The 17,772-nt window shown below is 37.0% G+C and carries 20 protein-coding genes; 14 read left to right on the top strand and 6 right to left on the bottom strand.

The annotated features are described in order from the left end of the window. Nucleotides 1-70 precede the first annotated feature (70 nt). The gene (locus ABES02_RS21395) at nucleotides 71-325 is read right to left on the bottom strand and encodes a DUF2624 domain-containing protein (RefSeq protein WP_430139422.1); all 255 of its coding nucleotides are present in this window, start codon (nucleotides 323-325) and stop codon (nucleotides 71-73) included. Nucleotides 326-461: 136 nt separating this feature from the next. Between ABES02_RS21395 and ABES02_RS21390 the strand changes: the two genes are divergently transcribed. Genes ABES02_RS21390 through ABES02_RS21380 form a run of 3 tightly spaced genes read left to right on the top strand, consistent with a single transcriptional unit; the run spans nucleotide 462 to nucleotide 2,504 of the window. Then, on the top strand, nucleotides 462-1,235 hold the full coding sequence (locus ABES02_RS21390) for a metal ABC transporter ATP-binding protein (RefSeq protein ID WP_430139420.1): 774 nt from the start codon (nucleotides 462-464) through the stop codon (nucleotides 1,233-1,235). Then, on the top strand, nucleotides 1,232-2,101 hold the full coding sequence (locus ABES02_RS21385) for a metal ABC transporter permease (protein WP_430139418.1): 870 nt from the start codon (nucleotides 1,232-1,234) through the stop codon (nucleotides 2,099-2,101). The genes ABES02_RS21390 and ABES02_RS21385 overlap by 4 nt, the downstream gene beginning before the upstream one ends. Then, nucleotides 2,091-2,504 (top strand): Fur family transcriptional regulator, encoded by a 414-nt coding sequence (locus tag ABES02_RS21380; protein ID WP_430139417.1) that lies wholly within the window; start codon nucleotides 2,091-2,093, stop codon nucleotides 2,502-2,504. The genes ABES02_RS21385 and ABES02_RS21380 overlap by 11 nt, the downstream gene beginning before the upstream one ends. 34 nt (nucleotides 2,505-2,538) lie before the next feature. Here the strand turns inward: ABES02_RS21380 and ABES02_RS21375 are convergent, their stop codons facing one another. After that, complete coding sequence (locus ABES02_RS21375) at nucleotides 2,539-3,141, bottom strand: hypothetical protein (protein ID WP_430139416.1); 603 nt, start codon at nucleotides 3,139-3,141, stop codon at nucleotides 2,539-2,541. Nucleotides 3,142-3,337: 196 nt separating this feature from the next. Here ABES02_RS21375 and ABES02_RS21370 point away from each other — a divergent pair, with 196 nt between their 5' ends. After that, nucleotides 3,338-3,775, top strand: coding sequence for a hypothetical protein (locus ABES02_RS21370; protein WP_430139414.1), 438 nt, complete (start codon nucleotides 3,338-3,340; stop codon nucleotides 3,773-3,775). A 64-nt stretch (nucleotides 3,776-3,839) separates the two neighbouring features. Here ABES02_RS21370 and ispG read toward each other — a convergent pair whose 3' ends face one another. From ispG to ABES02_RS21350, 4 genes are all read right to left on the bottom strand, one after another. Then, nucleotides 3,840-4,943, bottom strand: a complete 1,104-nt coding sequence (ispG, locus tag ABES02_RS21365) for a flavodoxin-dependent (E)-4-hydroxy-3-methylbut-2-enyl-diphosphate synthase (protein WP_430139425.1) — start codon at nucleotides 4,941-4,943, stop codon at nucleotides 3,840-3,842. A 119-nt stretch (nucleotides 4,944-5,062) separates the two neighbouring features. Then, entirely contained in the window at nucleotides 5,063-5,392 is a 330-nt protein-coding gene (locus ABES02_RS21360; protein WP_430139412.1) for a LysM peptidoglycan-binding domain-containing protein, read from the bottom strand. A 98-nt stretch (nucleotides 5,393-5,490) separates the two neighbouring features. Next, nucleotides 5,491-6,264: a DUF1189 domain-containing protein gene (locus ABES02_RS21355; protein ID WP_430139411.1), complete on the bottom strand. Its 774-nt coding sequence runs from the start codon at nucleotides 6,262-6,264 to the stop codon at nucleotides 5,491-5,493. Nucleotides 6,265-6,377: 113 nt separating this feature from the next. Beyond that, nucleotides 6,378-7,073, bottom strand: coding sequence for a Crp/Fnr family transcriptional regulator (locus ABES02_RS21350; RefSeq protein WP_430139409.1), 696 nt, complete (start codon nucleotides 7,071-7,073; stop codon nucleotides 6,378-6,380). Nucleotides 7,074-7,416: 343 nt separating this feature from the next. Between ABES02_RS21350 and ABES02_RS21345 the strand changes: the two genes are divergently transcribed. The 10 genes from ABES02_RS21345 to ABES02_RS21300 all read left to right on the top strand — a co-directional run bounded on the left by ABES02_RS21345 (nucleotide 7,417) and on the right by ABES02_RS21300 (nucleotide 17,737). After that, the gene (locus ABES02_RS21345; RefSeq protein WP_430139407.1) at nucleotides 7,417-8,025 is read left to right on the top strand and encodes a superoxide dismutase; all 609 of its coding nucleotides are present in this window, start codon (nucleotides 7,417-7,419) and stop codon (nucleotides 8,023-8,025) included. Between the two features lie 116 nt (nucleotides 8,026-8,141). Beyond that, nucleotides 8,142-9,359 carry an MFS transporter gene (locus tag ABES02_RS21340; protein ID WP_430139405.1) on the top strand — a complete coding sequence of 406 codons (1,218 nt, stop codon included), beginning with the start codon at nucleotides 8,142-8,144 and terminating at the stop codon, nucleotides 9,357-9,359. Between the two features lie 143 nt (nucleotides 9,360-9,502). After that, nucleotides 9,503-11,605, top strand: a complete 2,103-nt coding sequence (locus tag ABES02_RS21335) for a peptidoglycan D,D-transpeptidase FtsI family protein (RefSeq protein ID WP_430139403.1) — start codon at nucleotides 9,503-9,505, stop codon at nucleotides 11,603-11,605. Between the two features lie 186 nt (nucleotides 11,606-11,791). Beyond that, on the top strand, nucleotides 11,792-12,715 hold the full coding sequence (locus ABES02_RS21330) for a phosphate ABC transporter substrate-binding protein (protein ID WP_430139401.1): 924 nt from the start codon (nucleotides 11,792-11,794) through the stop codon (nucleotides 12,713-12,715). 137 nt (nucleotides 12,716-12,852) lie between these two features. After that, nucleotides 12,853-13,722, top strand: a complete 870-nt coding sequence (gene pstC, locus ABES02_RS21325) for a phosphate ABC transporter permease subunit PstC (protein WP_430139423.1) — start codon at nucleotides 12,853-12,855, stop codon at nucleotides 13,720-13,722. Then, complete coding sequence (gene pstA, locus ABES02_RS21320; protein WP_430139400.1) at nucleotides 13,719-14,606, top strand: phosphate ABC transporter permease PstA; 888 nt, start codon at nucleotides 13,719-13,721, stop codon at nucleotides 14,604-14,606. Before pstC ends, pstA begins: the two co-directional genes overlap by 4 nt. A 14-nt stretch (nucleotides 14,607-14,620) precedes the next feature. Then, complete coding sequence (gene pstB / locus ABES02_RS21315; RefSeq protein WP_430139398.1) at nucleotides 14,621-15,445, top strand: phosphate ABC transporter ATP-binding protein PstB; 825 nt, start codon at nucleotides 14,621-14,623, stop codon at nucleotides 15,443-15,445. Nucleotides 15,446-15,457: 12 nt separating this feature from the next. After that, nucleotides 15,458-16,231 (top strand): phosphate ABC transporter ATP-binding protein PstB, encoded by a 774-nt coding sequence (gene pstB, locus ABES02_RS21310; protein WP_430139396.1) that lies wholly within the window; start codon nucleotides 15,458-15,460, stop codon nucleotides 16,229-16,231. Between the two features lie 13 nt (nucleotides 16,232-16,244). Further along, the gene (gene phoU / locus ABES02_RS21305) at nucleotides 16,245-16,904 is read left to right on the top strand and encodes a phosphate signaling complex protein PhoU (RefSeq protein ID WP_430139394.1); all 660 of its coding nucleotides are present in this window, start codon (nucleotides 16,245-16,247) and stop codon (nucleotides 16,902-16,904) included. Nucleotides 16,905-17,104: 200 nt separating this feature from the next. Next, nucleotides 17,105-17,737 carry a hypothetical protein gene (locus tag ABES02_RS21300; RefSeq protein ID WP_430139393.1) on the top strand — a complete coding sequence of 211 codons (633 nt, stop codon included), beginning with the start codon at nucleotides 17,105-17,107 and terminating at the stop codon, nucleotides 17,735-17,737. Nucleotides 17,738-17,772: the final 35 nt, after the last annotated feature.

Here is a 17,772-nt window from a genome sequence, read left to right as displayed (position 1 = left end):
AAAAGGCATCCGAATGGGCTCATTCGAATGCCTTTTGTCTACAATCTGAGCTGTGCTCACTGAGCACAGCTTATTTTGTAAACTGCGTAAATAATTTATTGACCTCCCGTGCGGTTTCGGGACCAGCAATCCTGGCGATTTCTCTAACTATTTGTGCCCGCTGTACAGTATCAAAAATATTAATATTTTTCCCTCTTAAGTAAGCGGCAATTTTCGCTGCCTGCTGGCGATTAATTATGATATTAAATTGGTCTGCATACTTTAATAATTCATCTGCAGTAATCGTATTTATTTTATGATTAATGATGTTTTCAAAAATTCTCATCCTCACCACTCCTCCATGTTAATGTATGAAATAGAGGCCGGAGTGTGACAGCAGGCTTTACATTCTGAATTCACTATTGTATACTTTTTTAAGTTAAATCGTAATGATTCTTATAATTAAAGGTGAGAGTGCAAATATGCAACCAATTATTGAAATAAAACAGCTATTCTATCGTTATGAAAAGGATACTGTTCTTGAGAATATTAACCTAACTGTACCAGATGGTTCTTTTTTAGCGATAGTCGGTCCAAATGGCTCTGGAAAATCAACACTTCTAAAATTAATTTTAGGCTTATTAAAACCTCAAAATGGGGAAATATTTTTATTTGGCCAGGAGATAAGCAAATTTAAAGCTTGGCAGCAAATTGGATATGTTTCACAAAAAGCTAATTCTTTCAATACAGGGTTTCCTGCTACCGTATTCGAAGTGGTCTCGAGTGGTCTTACAAAAAAACTTGGGATGTTTAAGTTCTTTAAAAAAGAACATTCAAAAATCGTTTTAGATGCGTTAGAAGCTGTTGGAATGAAACAATTCCATAATCGAAATATTGGTGAGCTCTCTGGAGGGCAGCAACAGAGAGTTTTTATCGCCCGTGCCCTTGTCAGTGAACCAGGGCTGCTAATCTTGGATGAGCCAACTGTTGGGGTTGATGCCGAGAATGTTAATGCGTTTTATCAAATGCTCGATGATTTAAATAAAAATCGGGGAATTACACTTCTTTTAGTTACCCATGATATTGGAACCATTTCAGATAAGGTAACACATGTTGCTTGCTTAAATAAACATATGCATTTTCATGGTGATACAAAGGAATTTGAACAACTTAGATCAGAGGATATGTCTAAAGTTTATGGGCATGATGTCCATTTAATTGCTCATAACCATGAACACGGAGGCGTTTTAAAATGATTCAAGGAATTTTTCATTATGAATTTTTACAAAATGCCTTTTTAACGGGAATCATGATTGGAATTCTTGCTCCATTATTAGGGGTCTTTATTGTCGTAAGAAGGTTATCCTTAATTGCGGACGCTCTTAGCCATGTCACCCTTGCAGGTATTGCTGCTAGTCTTCTCCTCGAGCGAAATATTGCTGCACTGGCTGGATTAAACCCTTTATATTTAGGAATGGTATTTTCAGTTGGCGGTTCCTTATTTATTGAAAAATTAAGAGCAGTGTATAAGCACTATCAAGAACTTGCGATTCCAATTATTTTGTCTAGTGGGATTGGGCTTGGAGTTATTTTTATTTCTCTTGCAAATGGTTTTAATACCGATTTATTCAGCTATTTATTTGGCAGTGTATCGGCTGTGAGCCGGACGGATTTATTTGTTATTCTCATTATAAGTATTCTTGTCATTGCCGTTATTGTTTTATTGTACAAAGAGTTATTTTTACTTTCTTTCGATGAAGAGCATGCGAAGGCATCTGGTATCGCCGCGAAAAGTATACATTTTATTTTTATTGTCATGGTTGCTCTTGTGATAGCTGCTTCAATGAGAATCGTAGGGATTTTACTAGTTTCTTCGTTAATGACACTACCGGTTGCTGCAAGTATCCGTATTGCTAAAGGCTTTAAACAGACCATTTTTTTGTCGGTTCTTTTTGGAGAAATTTCGGTTCTCGGAGGACTTTTTACAGCTTATTATTTAGATTTGGCTCCTGGCGGGACGATTGTGATGCTTTCAGTCCTTATTTTGATCATTGCTATCTTTTATAAAAAATTGATGATTAACAAACATGTGCTTTCGGAGGTAGAGACCAGTGAACGTTAATGAAGCTATCCAGTATCTAAAAGAGAATGGTTTTAAACAGACAGGAAAAAGAGAAGATATGCTTCAACTATTTGCTGACAGTGATAAATATTTAACAGCTAAGGATGTATTAGATCAGTTAAAAGATGACTATCCCGGCCTTAGCTTTGATACGATTTATCGGAATCTCTCCCTGTTCGTAAATATGGGAATTTTAGAGATGACGGAATTATCAGGTGAAAAGCATTTCCGGTTTACTTGTTCCAGGCATCATCACCATCACCATTTTATATGTCTTGATTGTGGAAAAACAAAAGAAATTGAAACGTGTCCAATGGATGGCTTAAGTGCAAATTTAAAAGGATACGATATTTCTGGACATAAATTTGAAATATACGGACGTTGTCCGGAATGCGTACAATAAAAAAACAGCTTGTGGCCATGCCACTAGCTGTTTTTTAAGTTTTGGAGCTTACCAATTCGAGCGCTTTTTTTTCTGAGCTTAACCAATTCTGTACCCAAAAATTAGCCTCAGCCCAATTTTGAACGCGAATTACACCTTTAGGAATTGCTTCTTGGTTATAAGGTGTATCAAACAATATAACTGGTATCTTACATTCTTCATGAATGGAAACCGCATTATCGTGTTTATCTTCAAAAAAGATATCGACATGATGTTTTTTCACGGTTTCAACTTTATCATGGGTTCCAATTAATTCGATGTGATGAAATAATAATCCTTTATCAGCAAACCAATTTTCAGTCACATCGAGTAAATGCTTGCCGCGTGCGCTGATAAAAAACAAATCATGTTCTTTTTCCCATTTTTTCAGGACCTTTTTTGCCCCTTGAGCAAGTGGTGATCCTTCATAAATAATTGGCTCATTTTCATGAAACCATTTGGCAAATTCCTTTTCAGAAACATTAACAAAGGGAGTTAACTCATATTGGTTAACTTCCTCATAAATAATGTTCAGTCCAAAAGCTTTGTTAATATAGGGTAAAATTGAAGTTGGGCACGTGACTGTACCATCAATATCAATTCCAAATCTCTTTCGCATTGTGCTCACCTTCAGATTGCAATTGGGTATCTCATTTTATTTTACCAAAGAAATGTGTTCAATAAAGTAAATATTTATTTGTAATATTTTTCGGGATTTGAAATAAAAGCCTATTTAAGACAAACATTGACATAGTAAAAAGCGGCTGGAGGCAAACAATAATTAATGCTCCTATTACTGAAAGTGAGGGATTCGAATGGCAGATGAAAGAGACACGAAAGTGCATGAAGCTCTCCAAAGTGCTAATATTGGACAAGATATCCCTAATCAGCCTTCAGAATTTAGAGAAGAAACTGCTTCCGAAATAGCTCCTGAAATTGGTGCTTCTGTCCCGATTAGACATAATAATTATAGGGAAGAAACAGCAGCAGAAATTGCTGCTCCGGTACCAGTAATTCGCGGGAGGGATCGCGGAGCTGTTAGGGAAAGAGCTGAGGGTGGAACTGGCCTTGGCACTTTAGCTTTAGCACTTTCCATTTTATCTCTGTTTGTATTACCTATTCTCTTTGGTGCTGCAGGAATTGTGTTAGGTTTTGTTGCTAGGGCGAGAGGCGCACAAGGGCTCGGTGCCTGGGCAATTGGGATTGGTGCTGTTTCGATTATTATCGGTATCTTTATACTCCCGTTCTTTTAACATATAGCTGCATAGGGGCAAACAAGAAACCCGTCAGGAATCCTGCCGGGTTTCTTCATGTATTTTATTTTGCAGCAGCTGCTTCTTCGGCAGCTTTTTTCTGGAAATATTCTTCTGCTACTTGGTCGATTTCCTTTTTCAGTTCTTCGACCATTTGCGCTTCTGGAACTTTCCGGACAATTTCACCTTTACGGAAAAGTAATCCTTCCCCGCGTGCTCCTGCAATTCCGATGTCTGCTTCTCGTGCTTCTCCAGGTCCATTAACGGCACAACCAAGAACGGATACCTTTATTGGAGCTTTTATTTTTTGAATATATTCTTCGACTTCATTTGCAATGCTAATAAGGTCAATTTCAATTCTTCCGCAGGTAGGGCAAGAGATTAACGTTGCAGCATTGGAAGAGAGACCAAATACTTTCAATAGCTCTCTTGCAACTTTTACTTCTTCAACTGGATCTGCACTTAAAGAAATCCGAAGTGTGTTGCCAATTCCTTTGCTAATAATCGCCCCTAGTCCAGCAGCACTTTTTACTGTTCCGGAAAAAAGCGTACCAGATTCGGTAATGCCTAAATGTAAGGGATAGTCGAAAGCACGTGCTGCCTTTTCATAGGCTTCAATCGCAAGATTTACGTCAGAGGCCTTCATCGACACGATTATATCGTAGAAATCAAGATCCTCAAGTATTTTAATATGATGGAGTGCACTTTCAACCATACCGTCTGCAGTAGGATAGCCGTATTTTTCTAAAATCTTTTTTTCTAAAGATCCGGCATTGACTCCAATCCGGATGGGAATCCCGCGTTCTTTTGCGGCCTTTACCACAGCTTCAACTTTTTCGCGTTTTCCGATATTACCTGGGTTAATTCTGATTTTATCCGCTCCGCCTTCTATTGCTTTTAGAGCTAATTTATAATCAAAATGGATATCGACAACAAGCGGGATATTGATTCTTTTTTTGATTTCAGAGATCGCATTGGCTGCACGTTCGTCTGGACAAGCAACGCGGACAATCTGACAGCCTGCCTCTTCAAGTCGTTTTATTTCGGCAACTGTTGCTTCAACATCGTGGGTTTTTGTTGTTGTCATACTTTGAATAATTAATTCGTTATTACCACCGATGGTTAAATTTCCAACCTTCACGGGCCGGGTTTTTGTACGATGTATAATTTCACTCACGTGGAATTCGCTCCTTCAAAATGGGATTCGAATAATAAGATTAAAAAAACAATTCGACTTTATTTTATCAGTCCTTTTCTATTTTTGACAAGAATAAGGATATGTCCTCTTTATTTTGAGTAATCAGGGAATTGATATGTAGCCCCAATTTGTATTTTTTCTGGATTGTGACCAGGGTTTAACTTTTTAAAGTCTTCTATTAAATCAGTTATTGCCACCGGAAGTGGTTTTTCCAACCTATGCTCTACAATCGATATGACTGTTTCACCGGGTTTTACCTTTGCTTCAAATGAAGGCATGCTGGTTTGATGCTTTACAATAGACACTGGTTTTGAATCTACCTGCTGTGAAGTAGGTGGGGCCAGGGTACCGACTGTTAAATCTAAATAAATGACATATATTACAAGAATGGTGAAAAGGATACCAAATATTTTTTTCATCGGACAAGCCCCCAAAAGGAAAGTTAGTACATGGGTATGCTTGTCCTCAATTTAATAGAACCAAAAAATGAAAAAAAGCATCTGAATGGAGATGCTTTTTAGCTGGCCTTTTTAGGTCTTGGAATTTCATTTATCGCTAAGAAAAGGACAATAATAACAACAAACCAATTGATGAAAAAGCTGTTTGGCACTGTTGTTTTAATAGCAGCCATTATGGTGAAAAATATAGTTGGAAGAGTCTCACTATATGCTGCCATCCTCCATAAATGACGGTAAGTCAGTTTCCTTCCAGCCAGATTCTTTAACATTAATCCAATCAATGCTAAGACTGAAACTTCAATGAAACTTGCGGCACTGGAAAACAAATAAATAAATATGGAAAGTACTGGGATAATAATACCCTTTAATCCGCTGATTGAATCGATAAACTTAAGCAAATCAGCTTTAGTTAAATTGATTCCCTCTACCATAGAATATTGGTATGTTTCACTTTGACCACCTGTAGCAAAAACAAATTCATCTTTTAACAGGGCAAAGGCATTTCCTTCATCTTCCACATCTATAGCTTTAACTGTGCCCGTTGGATCAAGAATAACTGTAAAATCATTTTTATTGATTGTTATGGGAACATTGGTTTTTGCAGATAAATGTTCATTTTTGATTGAAAAAGATGGTAATTCATTTTTAATGATTGATTGAGCCGAATTTATTCCAGTAGAAAGTGCTGTACTTAAGAAAATAATAGACGGCAAAACGGAGATAAGTGATAGGAAGAACACATATAAAATGGTTTTTCCAATTCCTTGAAAACGGAATAAAGCAATATCCTTTGGAGAATATATACTTTTAATAAATTGCTTAAAAATATTCATAAAGACCACCTTCAGTTAGATTCACCATTCTATTGTAGCTTTTGTAAACCTTATATACAAGAAATGAGCTATTATTGAAGCTTATTTGCTTGTTGAAATGAAGGTGGCAAAAATTAGTTTAATCCACAAATTTCAAATGAACAATTTTGACAATCAACTTCCTCTTTTAAATAATGGATATTTTTAACGGTGAATGTCTGATTTTCATATAAAATAACGTCTTTTTCCCGCAATTCTTTTAAGGCTCTTTGAATAACTTCTCTTGTTCCATATGTTAAATTAGCTAATTCTTGGTGGGTTAATGGCAGGTCAATGAGGATTCCATTTTCAGTCATAACGCCATAGGAATTGCATAAGCGGATAAGGATTGAATATAATCCACCCTTTTTCCCATTCATAATTAAATCTTGGCATTTCATTTGTGCTTTTAAATAACCTGTACTCAACCAAGAGACAAGGGAATTCATAGCCTCTGGATCCGTTAATATAAAATCTTCAAATTGTTCCCGTTTAATGATAATGAGCTCACAGTCCGTCATAGCCTTAGCGTAGAATTGATAATGCGGATTTGTCTTGAAAAGCTGATACTCGACAATTAATTCCCGGTCATTTAGGATTTTTAAAATGAAATCCTTTCCCCTGAGATGGACTCTGCCAAGAGAAATACTGCCTTTAAGTAATAAATAAACATTGTTGACAGGGTCTTTCTCTTGAAAAAGAACGGAACCTGATTTAATCTTTTGTACTGGCTCTAATTTTTGAAAAAATTGAACCATTAAACTATATATGGAAAAGCTGCTTTTCTGCATTTTTGTCACTCCTTTTCACCCTTCATTTTGATTTAAATGCTTTATTAACATCATGTCAATAAAGCATTTACTTGTTTTGGGTGTGACTAAAGTCAGATATGACAAATATCGTTGACAGAAAGCCTTTTGCTTATTTATGACAACTTTTCGAAAGTTCAATAAGTAATTAATTTTTAATTCTGCAAAGAATAAAAGTTGTTCAAATGGGGATGGTAATGATGGTGAATGTAAGCATTTTATTTGAAACGAAGTCACAACTTTGGTATGTTAAGAACAAAGCTTTAGAAATATTCTAAATATGGCTAAAGCCAATAATTTCATGGATACATAGGAGGAGTTTATCATGGCATTTGAATTACCAAAATTACCTTATGCAGAAGATGCGCTTGAACCACACATTGACAAAGAAACAATGAACATTCACCACACTCGTCATCACAACACATATGTGACAAATCTAAACGCTGCATTACAAGGTAATGAAGAATTACTATCTAAATCTGTAGAAGAAGTAATTGCAAATTTAGATGCAGTGCCTGAAGCTGCTCGTACAGCAGTTCGTAACAATGGTGGCGGCCATGCTAACCATTCATTATTCTGGCAAATCCTTTCACCAAATGGCGGCGGTGCACCAAGTGGTGAACTTGCTGATGCAATCAGCAATAAATTTGGCAGCTTCGAAAGCTTTAAAGAAGAGTTTGCAAAAGCTGCAACAACTCGCTTTGGCTCTGGCTGGGCATGGTTATCTGTGTCAAATGGCGAATTAGAATTATCAAGCACTCCAAACCAAGACTCTCCATTAATGGAAGGTAAAACACCAATTCTTGGACTTGATGTATGGGAGCATGCATACTACTTAAAGTATCAAAACAAACGCCCTGATTATATTGCATCCTTCTGGAATGTAGTAAACTGGGATGAAGTAGCAAAGCGTTATAACGAAGCAAAATAAACAACATTAATACGTTAATGAAGGCAGCCTAATCAGCTGTCTTTTTGTTTCCCCAAAAATTGAATAATAACAACCGCATTGTTAAAAACTACCCATAAGATAAAGGGGAGTTTTTTATGGCAAAAAGATTTAAGCTTTTAGGTGATGTTGAATTAACAAAAGATTTATCACTATTACTGATAATTGGCGGATTGTATTCATTGAGTGTTGCTTTATCCAATACGTTTGTGAATATTTATCTTTGGAAGCAAACAGGGAAATATTCGGATATCGCCCTATATAACCTTTCGATTGTTGTTTTGCAGCCCTTGACGTTTATTCTGGCAGGGCGGTGGGCAAAGAAAATTGACCGGGTGATTGTTCTTAGAATTGGGGTTATCTTTTTGTCACTTTTTTACCTGATGGTATTAATCACAGGTACAAAGGCGGCTACTTTTTTGCTTTTATTAGGAAGTTTGCTTGGAATCGGCTACGGTTTTTATTGGCTTGCCTATAATGTCTTGACCTTTGAGATTACTGAGCCAGAGACAAGAGACTTTTTTAATGGTTTTTTGGGAATATTATCTTCCATTGGTGGAATGATCGGACCTATTGCATCAGGAATCATCATAACCAGATTTGAAAAGTTCACTGGGTATACGATTGTATTTGGATTATCATTAGGCCTTTTCGCGCTGGCAGTTTTAATGAGTTTTTCATTGAAACCACGGCCTGCAAATGGGAGATATTGCTTTAAACGGATTTTAGAGGAAAGAAAATTGAATGAAAATTGGCGTCTCATTACCAATGCCCACTTTTTTCAGGGTCTAAGAGAAGGGACGTTTTTATTTGTTATATCCGTCTTTGTTTATTTGTCGACCGGAAGTGAGATGGCTCTAGGAACTTTTGGTCTTTTGAATTCAGGAATATCATTTATTGCTTATTTCTTAGCCTCACGTTTGATTAAAAAAAGTCAGCGGAAAAAAGCGATTCTTATTGGTGGAATCATTCTATACGCTGCTGTTATCATCGTTGTTTGGGATGTAAGCTATGCAAAATTGTTAATCTATGCAGGTATGATTGCGATTGCTTATCCGCTTTTGCTCGTCCCGTATATGTCAACGACCTATGATGTTATCGGAATTGGTTGGAAAGCGGCGGAAATGCGAATTGAATATATAGTTGTTAGAGAAATTTTTTTAAACTTTGGAAGGATTGTTTCCATATTATCCTTTTTAGCAGCCGTAACCTGGTTTAATGCGGAAAAAAGCATTCCAATCTTACTATTATTTTTGGGTGCGGGTCATACATTGATTTATTTTTTCATAAAAAGAGTCCATCTGCCAGTTGCTTAATGCGATGAGTATTTCTACAATACTCATCGCATTTTTGTCGAAATTTAAAAATTGGTAAGGGTTATTCATAGAAAAAAGGGACATTATCTAATAAAATAGAGAAAGTTATGTTAGCCCCTGAAAAAAGGAAGTGTATATAGACCTTGAATAATAAAAAGAAAAAGAAGACGCATGTCCCATTCCGCTTGAACATGTTATTCTTTGTTGTGTTTATGCTATTTTCAATCCTCATTCTCCGACTAGGGGAATTACAAATAGTTTTTGGGGATGATTTTAAACGTGAAATTGAGAGAACAGAGGATGTTACTGTAAATAATCCAGTTCCCCGCGGGAAAATGTTTGACCGAAATGGCAAGGTTATCGTGGATAACACCCCGTTAAACGCGATTACCTATACTAAAACTCAAAAAACATCCCAAAAGGAAATGATCGATACAGCCGAGAAATTAGGGAAATTAATTAGTATCGATACCTCAAAAGTACCTATCCGTGATAAAAAGGACTTCTGGATTTTAAAACATCCAAAAGAAGCAAAAGCAAAAATAACCAAAAAAGAATGGGATTTATTTAAACAAAAAAAATTAGACGATAAACAAATATATCAGAAACAGCTTGATCGAGTATCTGATAAAGAAATTAATAGTATTAAAGGCGAAGAACTTGAAACATTAGCGATTTACAGACAATTTAATAGTGGGTATGCCTTAACACCGCATATTGTTAAAAACAAAGATGTTACGCCGGAAGAATTTGCGATTGTCAGCGAAAATCTAGAGAATCTCCCAGGTGTTGATACGACAACCGACTGGGATCGAAAGTATGCATTTGAAGATACGCTAAAATCGATATTAGGGGATGTTTCCTCGTCACAGTCAGGTTTACCTAAAGAATTGTTAGATAAATATCTTGCCCGAGATTATAGCCGTAATGACCGTGTAGGAACGAGCTATCTTGAAAAGAAATACGAAGATGTTCTCCATGGTCAAAAGGCAAAAATTAAAAATGTAACAGATAAATCGGGCAATATCCTCTCAACAGAAGTAGTTTCCGAAGGTAAGCGAGGAAAAGATCTTGTTTTAACAGTAAATATGGATCTCCAACGTGAAACAGAAAAAATCATTGAAGAAGAAATGTGGAGTGCTAAGCAAAAACCGAATACAGGCCTGTTAGACCGAGCCTTTGTTGTCGTCATGGACCCACACACAGGTGAAATATTAACAATGGCCGGAAAGCAGATTGGAAAAAATAAAAAAACAGGCAAAACGGAAATGCAAGACTATGCCTTAGGCACGTTCACTTCCTCTTATAATGTTGGTTCCGCCGTTAAAGGTGCGACCATACTAACCGGATACAAAACCGGAGCAATTAGACCAGGCAGTACTCAACTGGATGAACCATTAAAAGTAAAAGGTACCCAGGTTAAAAAATCGTGGAAAACCTTTGGTACCATCAATGACTTAAGAGCTCTTCAAGTTTCATCAAACGTCTATATGTTCAAAACAGCCATTGCCATTGCAGGCGGGCATTATGTCTACAACCAACCTTTGGATCTAGACTATTCTGCCTTCGATACGATGCGCAGATCCTTTAGTCAATTTGGCCTCGGAAGCCGAACAGGAATTGACTTGCCCGGAGAAACGGCTGGAGTTACCGGCGCCGAAAAAAAACCTGGTTTGCTCATGGACTTAGCAATCGGACAATATGATATGTATACACCTTTACAACTTGCCCAGTACGTGTCCACGATTGCTAACGGCGGCAATAGGATTCAACCACATATTGTGAAAGAAATACGTGAGCCAGTCATGGAAAATAATGAACTGGGTCCTATTATTGAAGAAATCCAACCCAAAGTATTAAATCACCTGGATATGAAGGATCAATGGATCAAACGTGTTCAGGAAGGGTTTCGAATGGTCATGCAGGTTGGCGATGGAACGGCAGTCAGTTTCTTTAAGAGCGCTGCCTATCACCCGGCTGGAAAAACGGGTACAGCACAGGCCTTTTACTATGGTTCAGATAGAAAGAAATGGGGTACTCCTGTCATGAACTTAAGTCTTGTCAGCTTTGCACCATCTGACAATCCTGAAGTTGCCATTGCCGTATTGGTACCCTGGGCCTATCAAGGAAACACTGGTCCGAGCATCAATAACTTAATTGGCCGAAGAGTTTTAGATGCATATTTTAACTTAAAGAATACAGGACAAGCTACTGAAACTACTGATACAAATACTAATAGCCATTAAATATTCTTAACACCTGTCTCCGTCAGAGGCAGGTGTTTTTTTGTTTTTTCATTTACACAATCTCAACATTGATTTACAAAACCTTTACAATTCATTCAAACTCGCTTAACAGTAACTGATTATTATTAAACATGTAAGGCAGACAAACATAGTAATACACCAAATTTCTTAGGGGGAATAAAAGGAATGAAAAGTATGAAAAAATTAAGCCTACTTACAATATTTGCAGCGTTAATGGTATTTATGGCTGCATGTGGAGGCGGCACTTCTAAAGATAAGTCAGAAGGAACCGACAAAACTACAAAAACTGAAGAAAAGAAAGAACTTTCCGGCTCATTAGTCGTTTCTGGTTCATCAGCTATGCAGCCATTAGTGGCAGCGGCAGCTGAAGAATTTATGGCTGCTAATCCAAATGTCGATATTCAAGTAAATGCAGGCGGATCTGGTACAGGCTTGTCACAAGTTGCTGAAGGATCTGTTCAAATTGGTAACTCCGACGTTTTTGCGGAAGAAAAAGAGGGTATCCCAGCTGATCAGCTTGTTGACCATAAAGTAGCGGTTGTTGGAATGACCGCAGCAGTTAACCCTAAAGTTGGCATTAAAGATATTAAAAAAGAAGATTTAATTAAAGTTTTCACTGGAAAAATCACGAACTGGAAAGAACTTGGCGGGAAAGACAAAAAAATCGTTCTTGTAAATCGTCCTGACTCTTCAGGTACACGTGCAGTATTTAATAAATTCGCACTTGATGGTGCAACTCCAGCTGAAGGTATCACAGAAGATTCTTCAAACACAGTTAAAAAAATTATTAATGAAACAGATGGCGCTATTGGTTACCTTGCATTCTCATACTTCACTGATGATTCTGTAACGCCGCTTGCGATTGATGGTGTAGAACCAACTGCGGAAAATGTACAGTCTGGTAAATTCCCAGTATGGGCATACCAGCATTCTTATACAAAAGGAGAAGCTACTGATCTTACAAAAGCATTCCTTGACTATATGATGTCTGATGAGATCCAAAACACCTTATTAAAAGAGCAAGGATATCTTCCTGTAACAAAAATGGAAGTAGAACGTGACGCAAAAGGAAATCAAAAAAATAAATAATGCTTGGTTCAAAATAATGAACGGGGTAAATGCACAATTGCATTTACCCTATTATGACGTAGTTTAGGAGTGATTGTCGAATTATGGAAAAGTTAGCTCCTGCAAAAGACAGGTTGTTGAAATCTAAAAAAAATTATATGAATGGAGAAATGCGGGGAAGATTAATTGTTCTTTTGTGTGCCGTGATCATGATATCTGCCACAATATCCATTACCATTTTCTTAGGTACAAAAGGGTTACAATCCTTTATTAAAAATGGTGTAAGTCTTATTGAATTCATAACCAGTAAGCACTGGAATCCTACCAATCAAGCCAGCCCTGAATATGGTGCTTTACCATTTATTTTTGGATCGTTTGCTGTTACCTTTCTTTCTGCACTTATAGCAGCACCATTAGGGATTGGCGGAGCGATTTTTATGACGGAGATTGCACCATCTTGGGGAAGAAAAATCTTACAGCCTGTTATTGAGCTATTAGTGGGGATTCCATCCGTTGTTTATGGATTCATCGGGCTTACAGTTTTAGTACCATTTATTAGAGAAAAAGTTGGCGGACTTGGATTTAGCTTGCTTTCCGGAATGATCGTATTGTCAATTATGATTTTGCCAACAGTTACAACTATTGCTACGGATGCAATGAGTTCTTTGCCAAAAAATCTGCGCGAAGGTTCCTATGCATTAGGTGCAACACGCTGGCAGACAATCAGAAAAGTGTTAGTCCCTGCCGCTATGCCTACACTATTAACCGCAATCGTGCTTGGGATGGCAAGAGCATTTGGGGAAGCACTTGCCGTTCAAATGGTCATCGGTAACGTTAGAGACTTACCAACAAGCTTATTAGACGCGTCTGCGACATTAACCACCATCATTACGTTAAATATGGGCCATACCACTTATGGCAGTGTGGAAAATAATACACTTTGGTCAATGGGCTTAATTTTATTAATTATGTCGTTCGCGTTTATTCTCCTGATCCGTTATCTTTCTTCAAGGAGGAAAATGAAATGAACAGTAAAACAGCCGATCGGATTGCAACGGGCGTCTTTATTGCCATTGCCATCATTATCGTTTCCATACTAGTAGGGTTATTCTATTATATTTTGGTCAATGGGTTAAAACATATTTCTCTAGAATTTTTAACCACTCCTTCAAGCAATGTACGTGCTGGAGGTGGAATTCGTGACCAATTGTTCAATTCATTTTATATATTACTCATTACGATGTTAATTGCCGTTCCTCTTGGGGTTGGTGGGGGAATCTATATGGCTGAATATGCTAAACCGGGAAAAGTAACAGATATTATCCGTTCTTGTATTGAAGTATTGGCATCACTTCCGTCCATAGTAATTGGTATGTTTGGTTTATTAATGTTTGTTAACGTAACGGGATGGGGTTATACCATCTTAGGGGGAGCCTTAGCATTAACTGTATTTAACTTACCTGTCATTGTACGCGTTAGTGAGGATGCTATTCGTTCTGTTCCTCGTGATTTGAAAGAAGCCAGTCTTGCCTTAGGGATTACTCATTGGCATACAATTAAAACGGTACTTTTACCTAGTGCTTTTCCATCTATTTTAACTGGGGCGATTCTTGCTGCAGGCCGTGTGTTTGGAGAAGCCGCTGCACTATTATTTACAGCAGGTCTATCAACACCAAGACTCGATTACGCAAACTGGAATCCATTTTCCCCGCAATCGCCATTAAATATTTTTCGTCCAGCGGAAACGCTGGCAGTCCACATTTGGTCTGTAAATACACAGGGATTAATTCCGGATGTGGAAGAAGTTTCGAATGGATCGGCAGCTGTTTTAGTACTTTCAGTATTAATTTTTAACTTATTGGCAAGATGGATTGGAAGTAGGATTCATAAGAAGATTACTGCAACTAAATAAAAGGGCGGGGAGATATGATGGTTACAGCTTTTAAGGAAAAAGAAATCGGAGAACAAGCTGTTCAATCAAACAGCCAAACACAAAAAGAACAAATATTAAAGGTCAATAATTTAGAAATATTTTATGGAGAAAAACGAGCAGTAAATGGCATATCCTTGGATATTGAAAAAAATTCCGTTACAGCTCTCATAGGACCATCCGGCTGTGGAAAGTCTACTTTTTTAAGAAGTATTAATCGAATGAATGACCTGATTCCTGGAGCAAGGGCTGAGGGAGAAATCATTTATGAGGATCTTAATATTCTGTCAGATCAAATTAATGTTGTTGCCTTACGTAAGGAAATTGGCATGGTATTTCAGAAGCCAAACCCATTTCCTAAATCAATTTATGAAAATATTACACATGCCCTTAAATTTGCAGGTATCAAAAAGAAAAGCTTGCTAAATGAATTAGTTGAAGAAAGTCTGCAAAAAGCAGCATTATGGGATGAAGTAAAGGATAGGCTCCACAAATCGGCTCTGTCACTTTCAGGCGGTCAGCAGCAACGACTTTGTATTGCTAGGACGATTGCCATGAAACCAACTGTCATGCTCCTTGATGAGCCGTCCTCAGCACTCGACCCGATTTCAAATGCTAAAGTTGAGGATCTGATTGTTGAGCTGAAAAAGGATTATTCCATTATCATTGTTACCCATAATATGCAGCAGGCATCACGTATTTCAGATAAAACTGCGTTCTTTTTAAACGGTGATTTGATTGAATTTGACAATACAGAAAAAATCTTTACCAATCCATCTGTCAAAAAAACAGAAGAATATATTTCTGGAAGGTTTGGATAAGGGGGAAAAGGTATGGCAATTACGACATTAACCAGAGAAATATTTGATATTAAAGACCTTAATTTGTGGTATGGTGAGCATCATGCTTTAAAGAACATCAACTTTCCGATTAATAAAAAAGAGGTTACGGCTATCATTGGTCCTTCTGGCTGTGGTAAATCTACGTTTATAAAAACACTAAACTTGATGATAAATATGGTCCCAAATGTAAAAATGACTGGGGAAATCAATATTAATGGTCAAAATATCTTAGATAAAAAAATAGACTTGGTAGAACTGCGCAAACATGTTGGGATGGTTTTTCAAAAGGGTAATCCGTTTCCACAGTCGATCTATGATAACGTTGCATATGGGCCAAGAATTCATGGGATTAAGCGGAAAACCCATTTAGACGAAGTTGTCACAAAATCATTAATGGACGTAGCTTTATGGGATGAAGTGAAGGACCGTCTCCATGCCCCTGCTTTAGGGCTTTCTGGTGGACAGCAGCAAAGATTATGTATTGCGCGGGCCCTTGCAACAAAACCAGATGTGCTATTAATGGATGAACCGACCTCCGCGCTAGATCCGATTTCAACTTTAAAAATAGAGGAATTAATTCTTGAACTGAAAGAAAAATATACGATTGTGATTGTTACCCATAATATGCAGCAAGCCTCGAGGGTATCAGATAAAACAGCATTCTTTTTGATGGGTGAATTAATAGAATTAGATTCAACTTCGACTATTTTTTCAAATCCTAAAGATTCGCGCACTGAAGGCTATATTACGGGAAGATTCGGATGATGGGGTGGCTAATATGAGTACAAGAGCAAACTTTGATCAAAATTTAAATGAATTGAAAGCCATGCTTTTAAAAATGGCAAAAAAGTCGGAGCAAGCTATCAAGGAAGCCATGATTGCTTTGATTAACCAGGATATTGAAAGAGCGAAGGTAGTCATCGATGGTGATAATGAAATTGATGAATTGGACCAAGTAATAAACGACAAAGCATTATTATTGATCGCAAGAGAATCTCCCGTGGCAACTGATCTTAGGAAGATTAATGTCGCTTTAAAGGTATCATCAGAATTGGAAAGAATGGCTGATATGGCCGTAAATATTGCTAAATCTGCCGTGCATATAGGAAGAGAAAAACATATAAAAGAACTAATTGATATCCCTAATATGATGGAAATGGCACTAGAAATGGTTTCAGATTCTATTACTTCCTATTATTCCGAAGATATTACAATTGCAAGAAAATGTGCGGAAAAGGATGACAATGTTGATAAAATGTTTGGAATCTTAATCCAAGAGCTGTTGGGATACATTCCACGAAATCCAAGCTCGACGAACCAAATTATCCAATTAGCATTTGTGTGCAGATTTTTAGAGAGAATTGCCGATCATTCAACCAATATTGCCGAGAACGTCGTATATCTTGTATCTGGACAACGTGTTAATTTGAATGCCTAAGGTGAAGCATAATGCTTCACCTTTTTTGTCGAAGCCAAAGCAAAAAGCGACAATTTGCGTTTATTGTCTCCTTGCCAATCTGATGATAGGATTAAATTAACAATAAGTATGAATAATTTGTCTATTTCCACATATATTGATTGTTTGCACTAACGCCAATAATTTGTATCATCAAATAATTTGTAAAAGGTGAAGGTAATATGAATCTAACAGAGCATCAAAAAAGAAAACAAAATCTCGTCAGTCCAGCTGCAATAGAATCGCTTCAGTATATTCCTGGGATTTGGGTAAATGGAAAATATTATTGGTTTCCTAATAGCACAGAAAAGGTAATATTTGATGAAGAGTTGGTAATCAAAGTAAAGAAAGAACAAATCCACTCGAAAATTCGTTTTTCAAGTATTTATGTAAGTAATCACAGTAATCAAAAAAAAGAAGTTAAAGTTTTAGCGATGCACCATTATTCAAATATTAACAAAGACAATTTAACGTTTGTTTCGCCAACTGATAATAGAATTTTTCATGTGGCAGAAAATAATGTTTTTCTCATAAATGCCAAATATGAAGGTTTTGGAATAAGAGAATATACAACTATTCCTCAATGGTCTGCTTTTACAGATCAAATATGGAGTTCACTTCAAACAGGAAGCTTAAAATATCAACCGATGGCTGGTGGTCCTGCTGCTAGTATTTTTGCTATGAAAATGACTTTAGGAAAGCATGAGACCAGAAAAATGAACACTTGGTCGATTGTTGGATCCAACAAAAATGAATTGATTTCCATGGAACAAGGGCTTTTTAAAAATCCACTAGCATTTCCTTTTGAAAAATGATATTATAGAAAAGTCGTATGAACGAACTAGCTTAA

This window comes from Neobacillus pocheonensis (genome assembly GCF_050477905.1).
In the GTDB taxonomy this organism is placed as follows: domain Bacteria; phylum Bacillota; class Bacilli; order Bacillales; family Cytobacillaceae; genus Neobacillus; species Neobacillus pocheonensis_A.
This window is presented reverse-complemented; position numbering and strand designations above follow the sequence as displayed.

Bases quoted from the DNA above. Each gene is read 5' to 3' on its own strand.
- ABES02_RS21395 (WP_430139422.1), bottom strand. From the start codon at position 325: ATGAGAATTTTTGAAAACATCATTAATCATAAAATAAATACGATTACT.
- ABES02_RS21390 (WP_430139420.1), top strand. From the start codon at position 462: ATGCAACCAATTATTGAAATAAAACAGCTATTCTATCGTTATGAAAAG.
- ABES02_RS21385 (WP_430139418.1), top strand. From the start codon at position 1,232: ATGATTCAAGGAATTTTTCATTATGAATTTTTACAAAATGCCTTTTTA.
- ABES02_RS21375 (WP_430139416.1), bottom strand. From the start codon at position 3,141: ATGCGAAAGAGATTTGGAATTGATATTGATGGTACAGTCACGTGCCCA.
- ABES02_RS21370 (WP_430139414.1), top strand. From the start codon at position 3,338: ATGGCAGATGAAAGAGACACGAAAGTGCATGAAGCTCTCCAAAGTGCT.
- ABES02_RS21360 (WP_430139412.1), bottom strand. From the start codon at position 5,392: ATGAAAAAAATATTTGGTATCCTTTTCACCATTCTTGTAATATATGTC.
- ABES02_RS21355 (WP_430139411.1), bottom strand. From the start codon at position 6,264: ATGAATATTTTTAAGCAATTTATTAAAAGTATATATTCTCCAAAGGAT.
- ABES02_RS21350 (WP_430139409.1), bottom strand. From the start codon at position 7,073: ATGCAGAAAAGCAGCTTTTCCATATATAGTTTAATGGTTCAATTTTTT.
- ABES02_RS21345 (WP_430139407.1), top strand. From the start codon at position 7,417: ATGGCATTTGAATTACCAAAATTACCTTATGCAGAAGATGCGCTTGAA.
- ABES02_RS21340 (WP_430139405.1), top strand. From the start codon at position 8,142: ATGGCAAAAAGATTTAAGCTTTTAGGTGATGTTGAATTAACAAAAGAT.
- ABES02_RS21330 (WP_430139401.1), top strand. From the start codon at position 11,792: ATGAAAAGTATGAAAAAATTAAGCCTACTTACAATATTTGCAGCGTTA.
- pstC (WP_430139423.1), top strand. From the start codon at position 12,853: ATGAATGGAGAAATGCGGGGAAGATTAATTGTTCTTTTGTGTGCCGTG.
- pstA (WP_430139400.1), top strand. From the start codon at position 13,719: ATGAACAGTAAAACAGCCGATCGGATTGCAACGGGCGTCTTTATTGCC.
- pstB (WP_430139398.1), top strand. From the start codon at position 14,621: ATGATGGTTACAGCTTTTAAGGAAAAAGAAATCGGAGAACAAGCTGTT.
- pstB (WP_430139396.1), top strand. From the start codon at position 15,458: ATGGCAATTACGACATTAACCAGAGAAATATTTGATATTAAAGACCTT.
- phoU (WP_430139394.1), top strand. From the start codon at position 16,245: ATGAGTACAAGAGCAAACTTTGATCAAAATTTAAATGAATTGAAAGCC.
- ABES02_RS21300 (WP_430139393.1), top strand. From the start codon at position 17,105: ATGAATCTAACAGAGCATCAAAAAAGAAAACAAAATCTCGTCAGTCCA.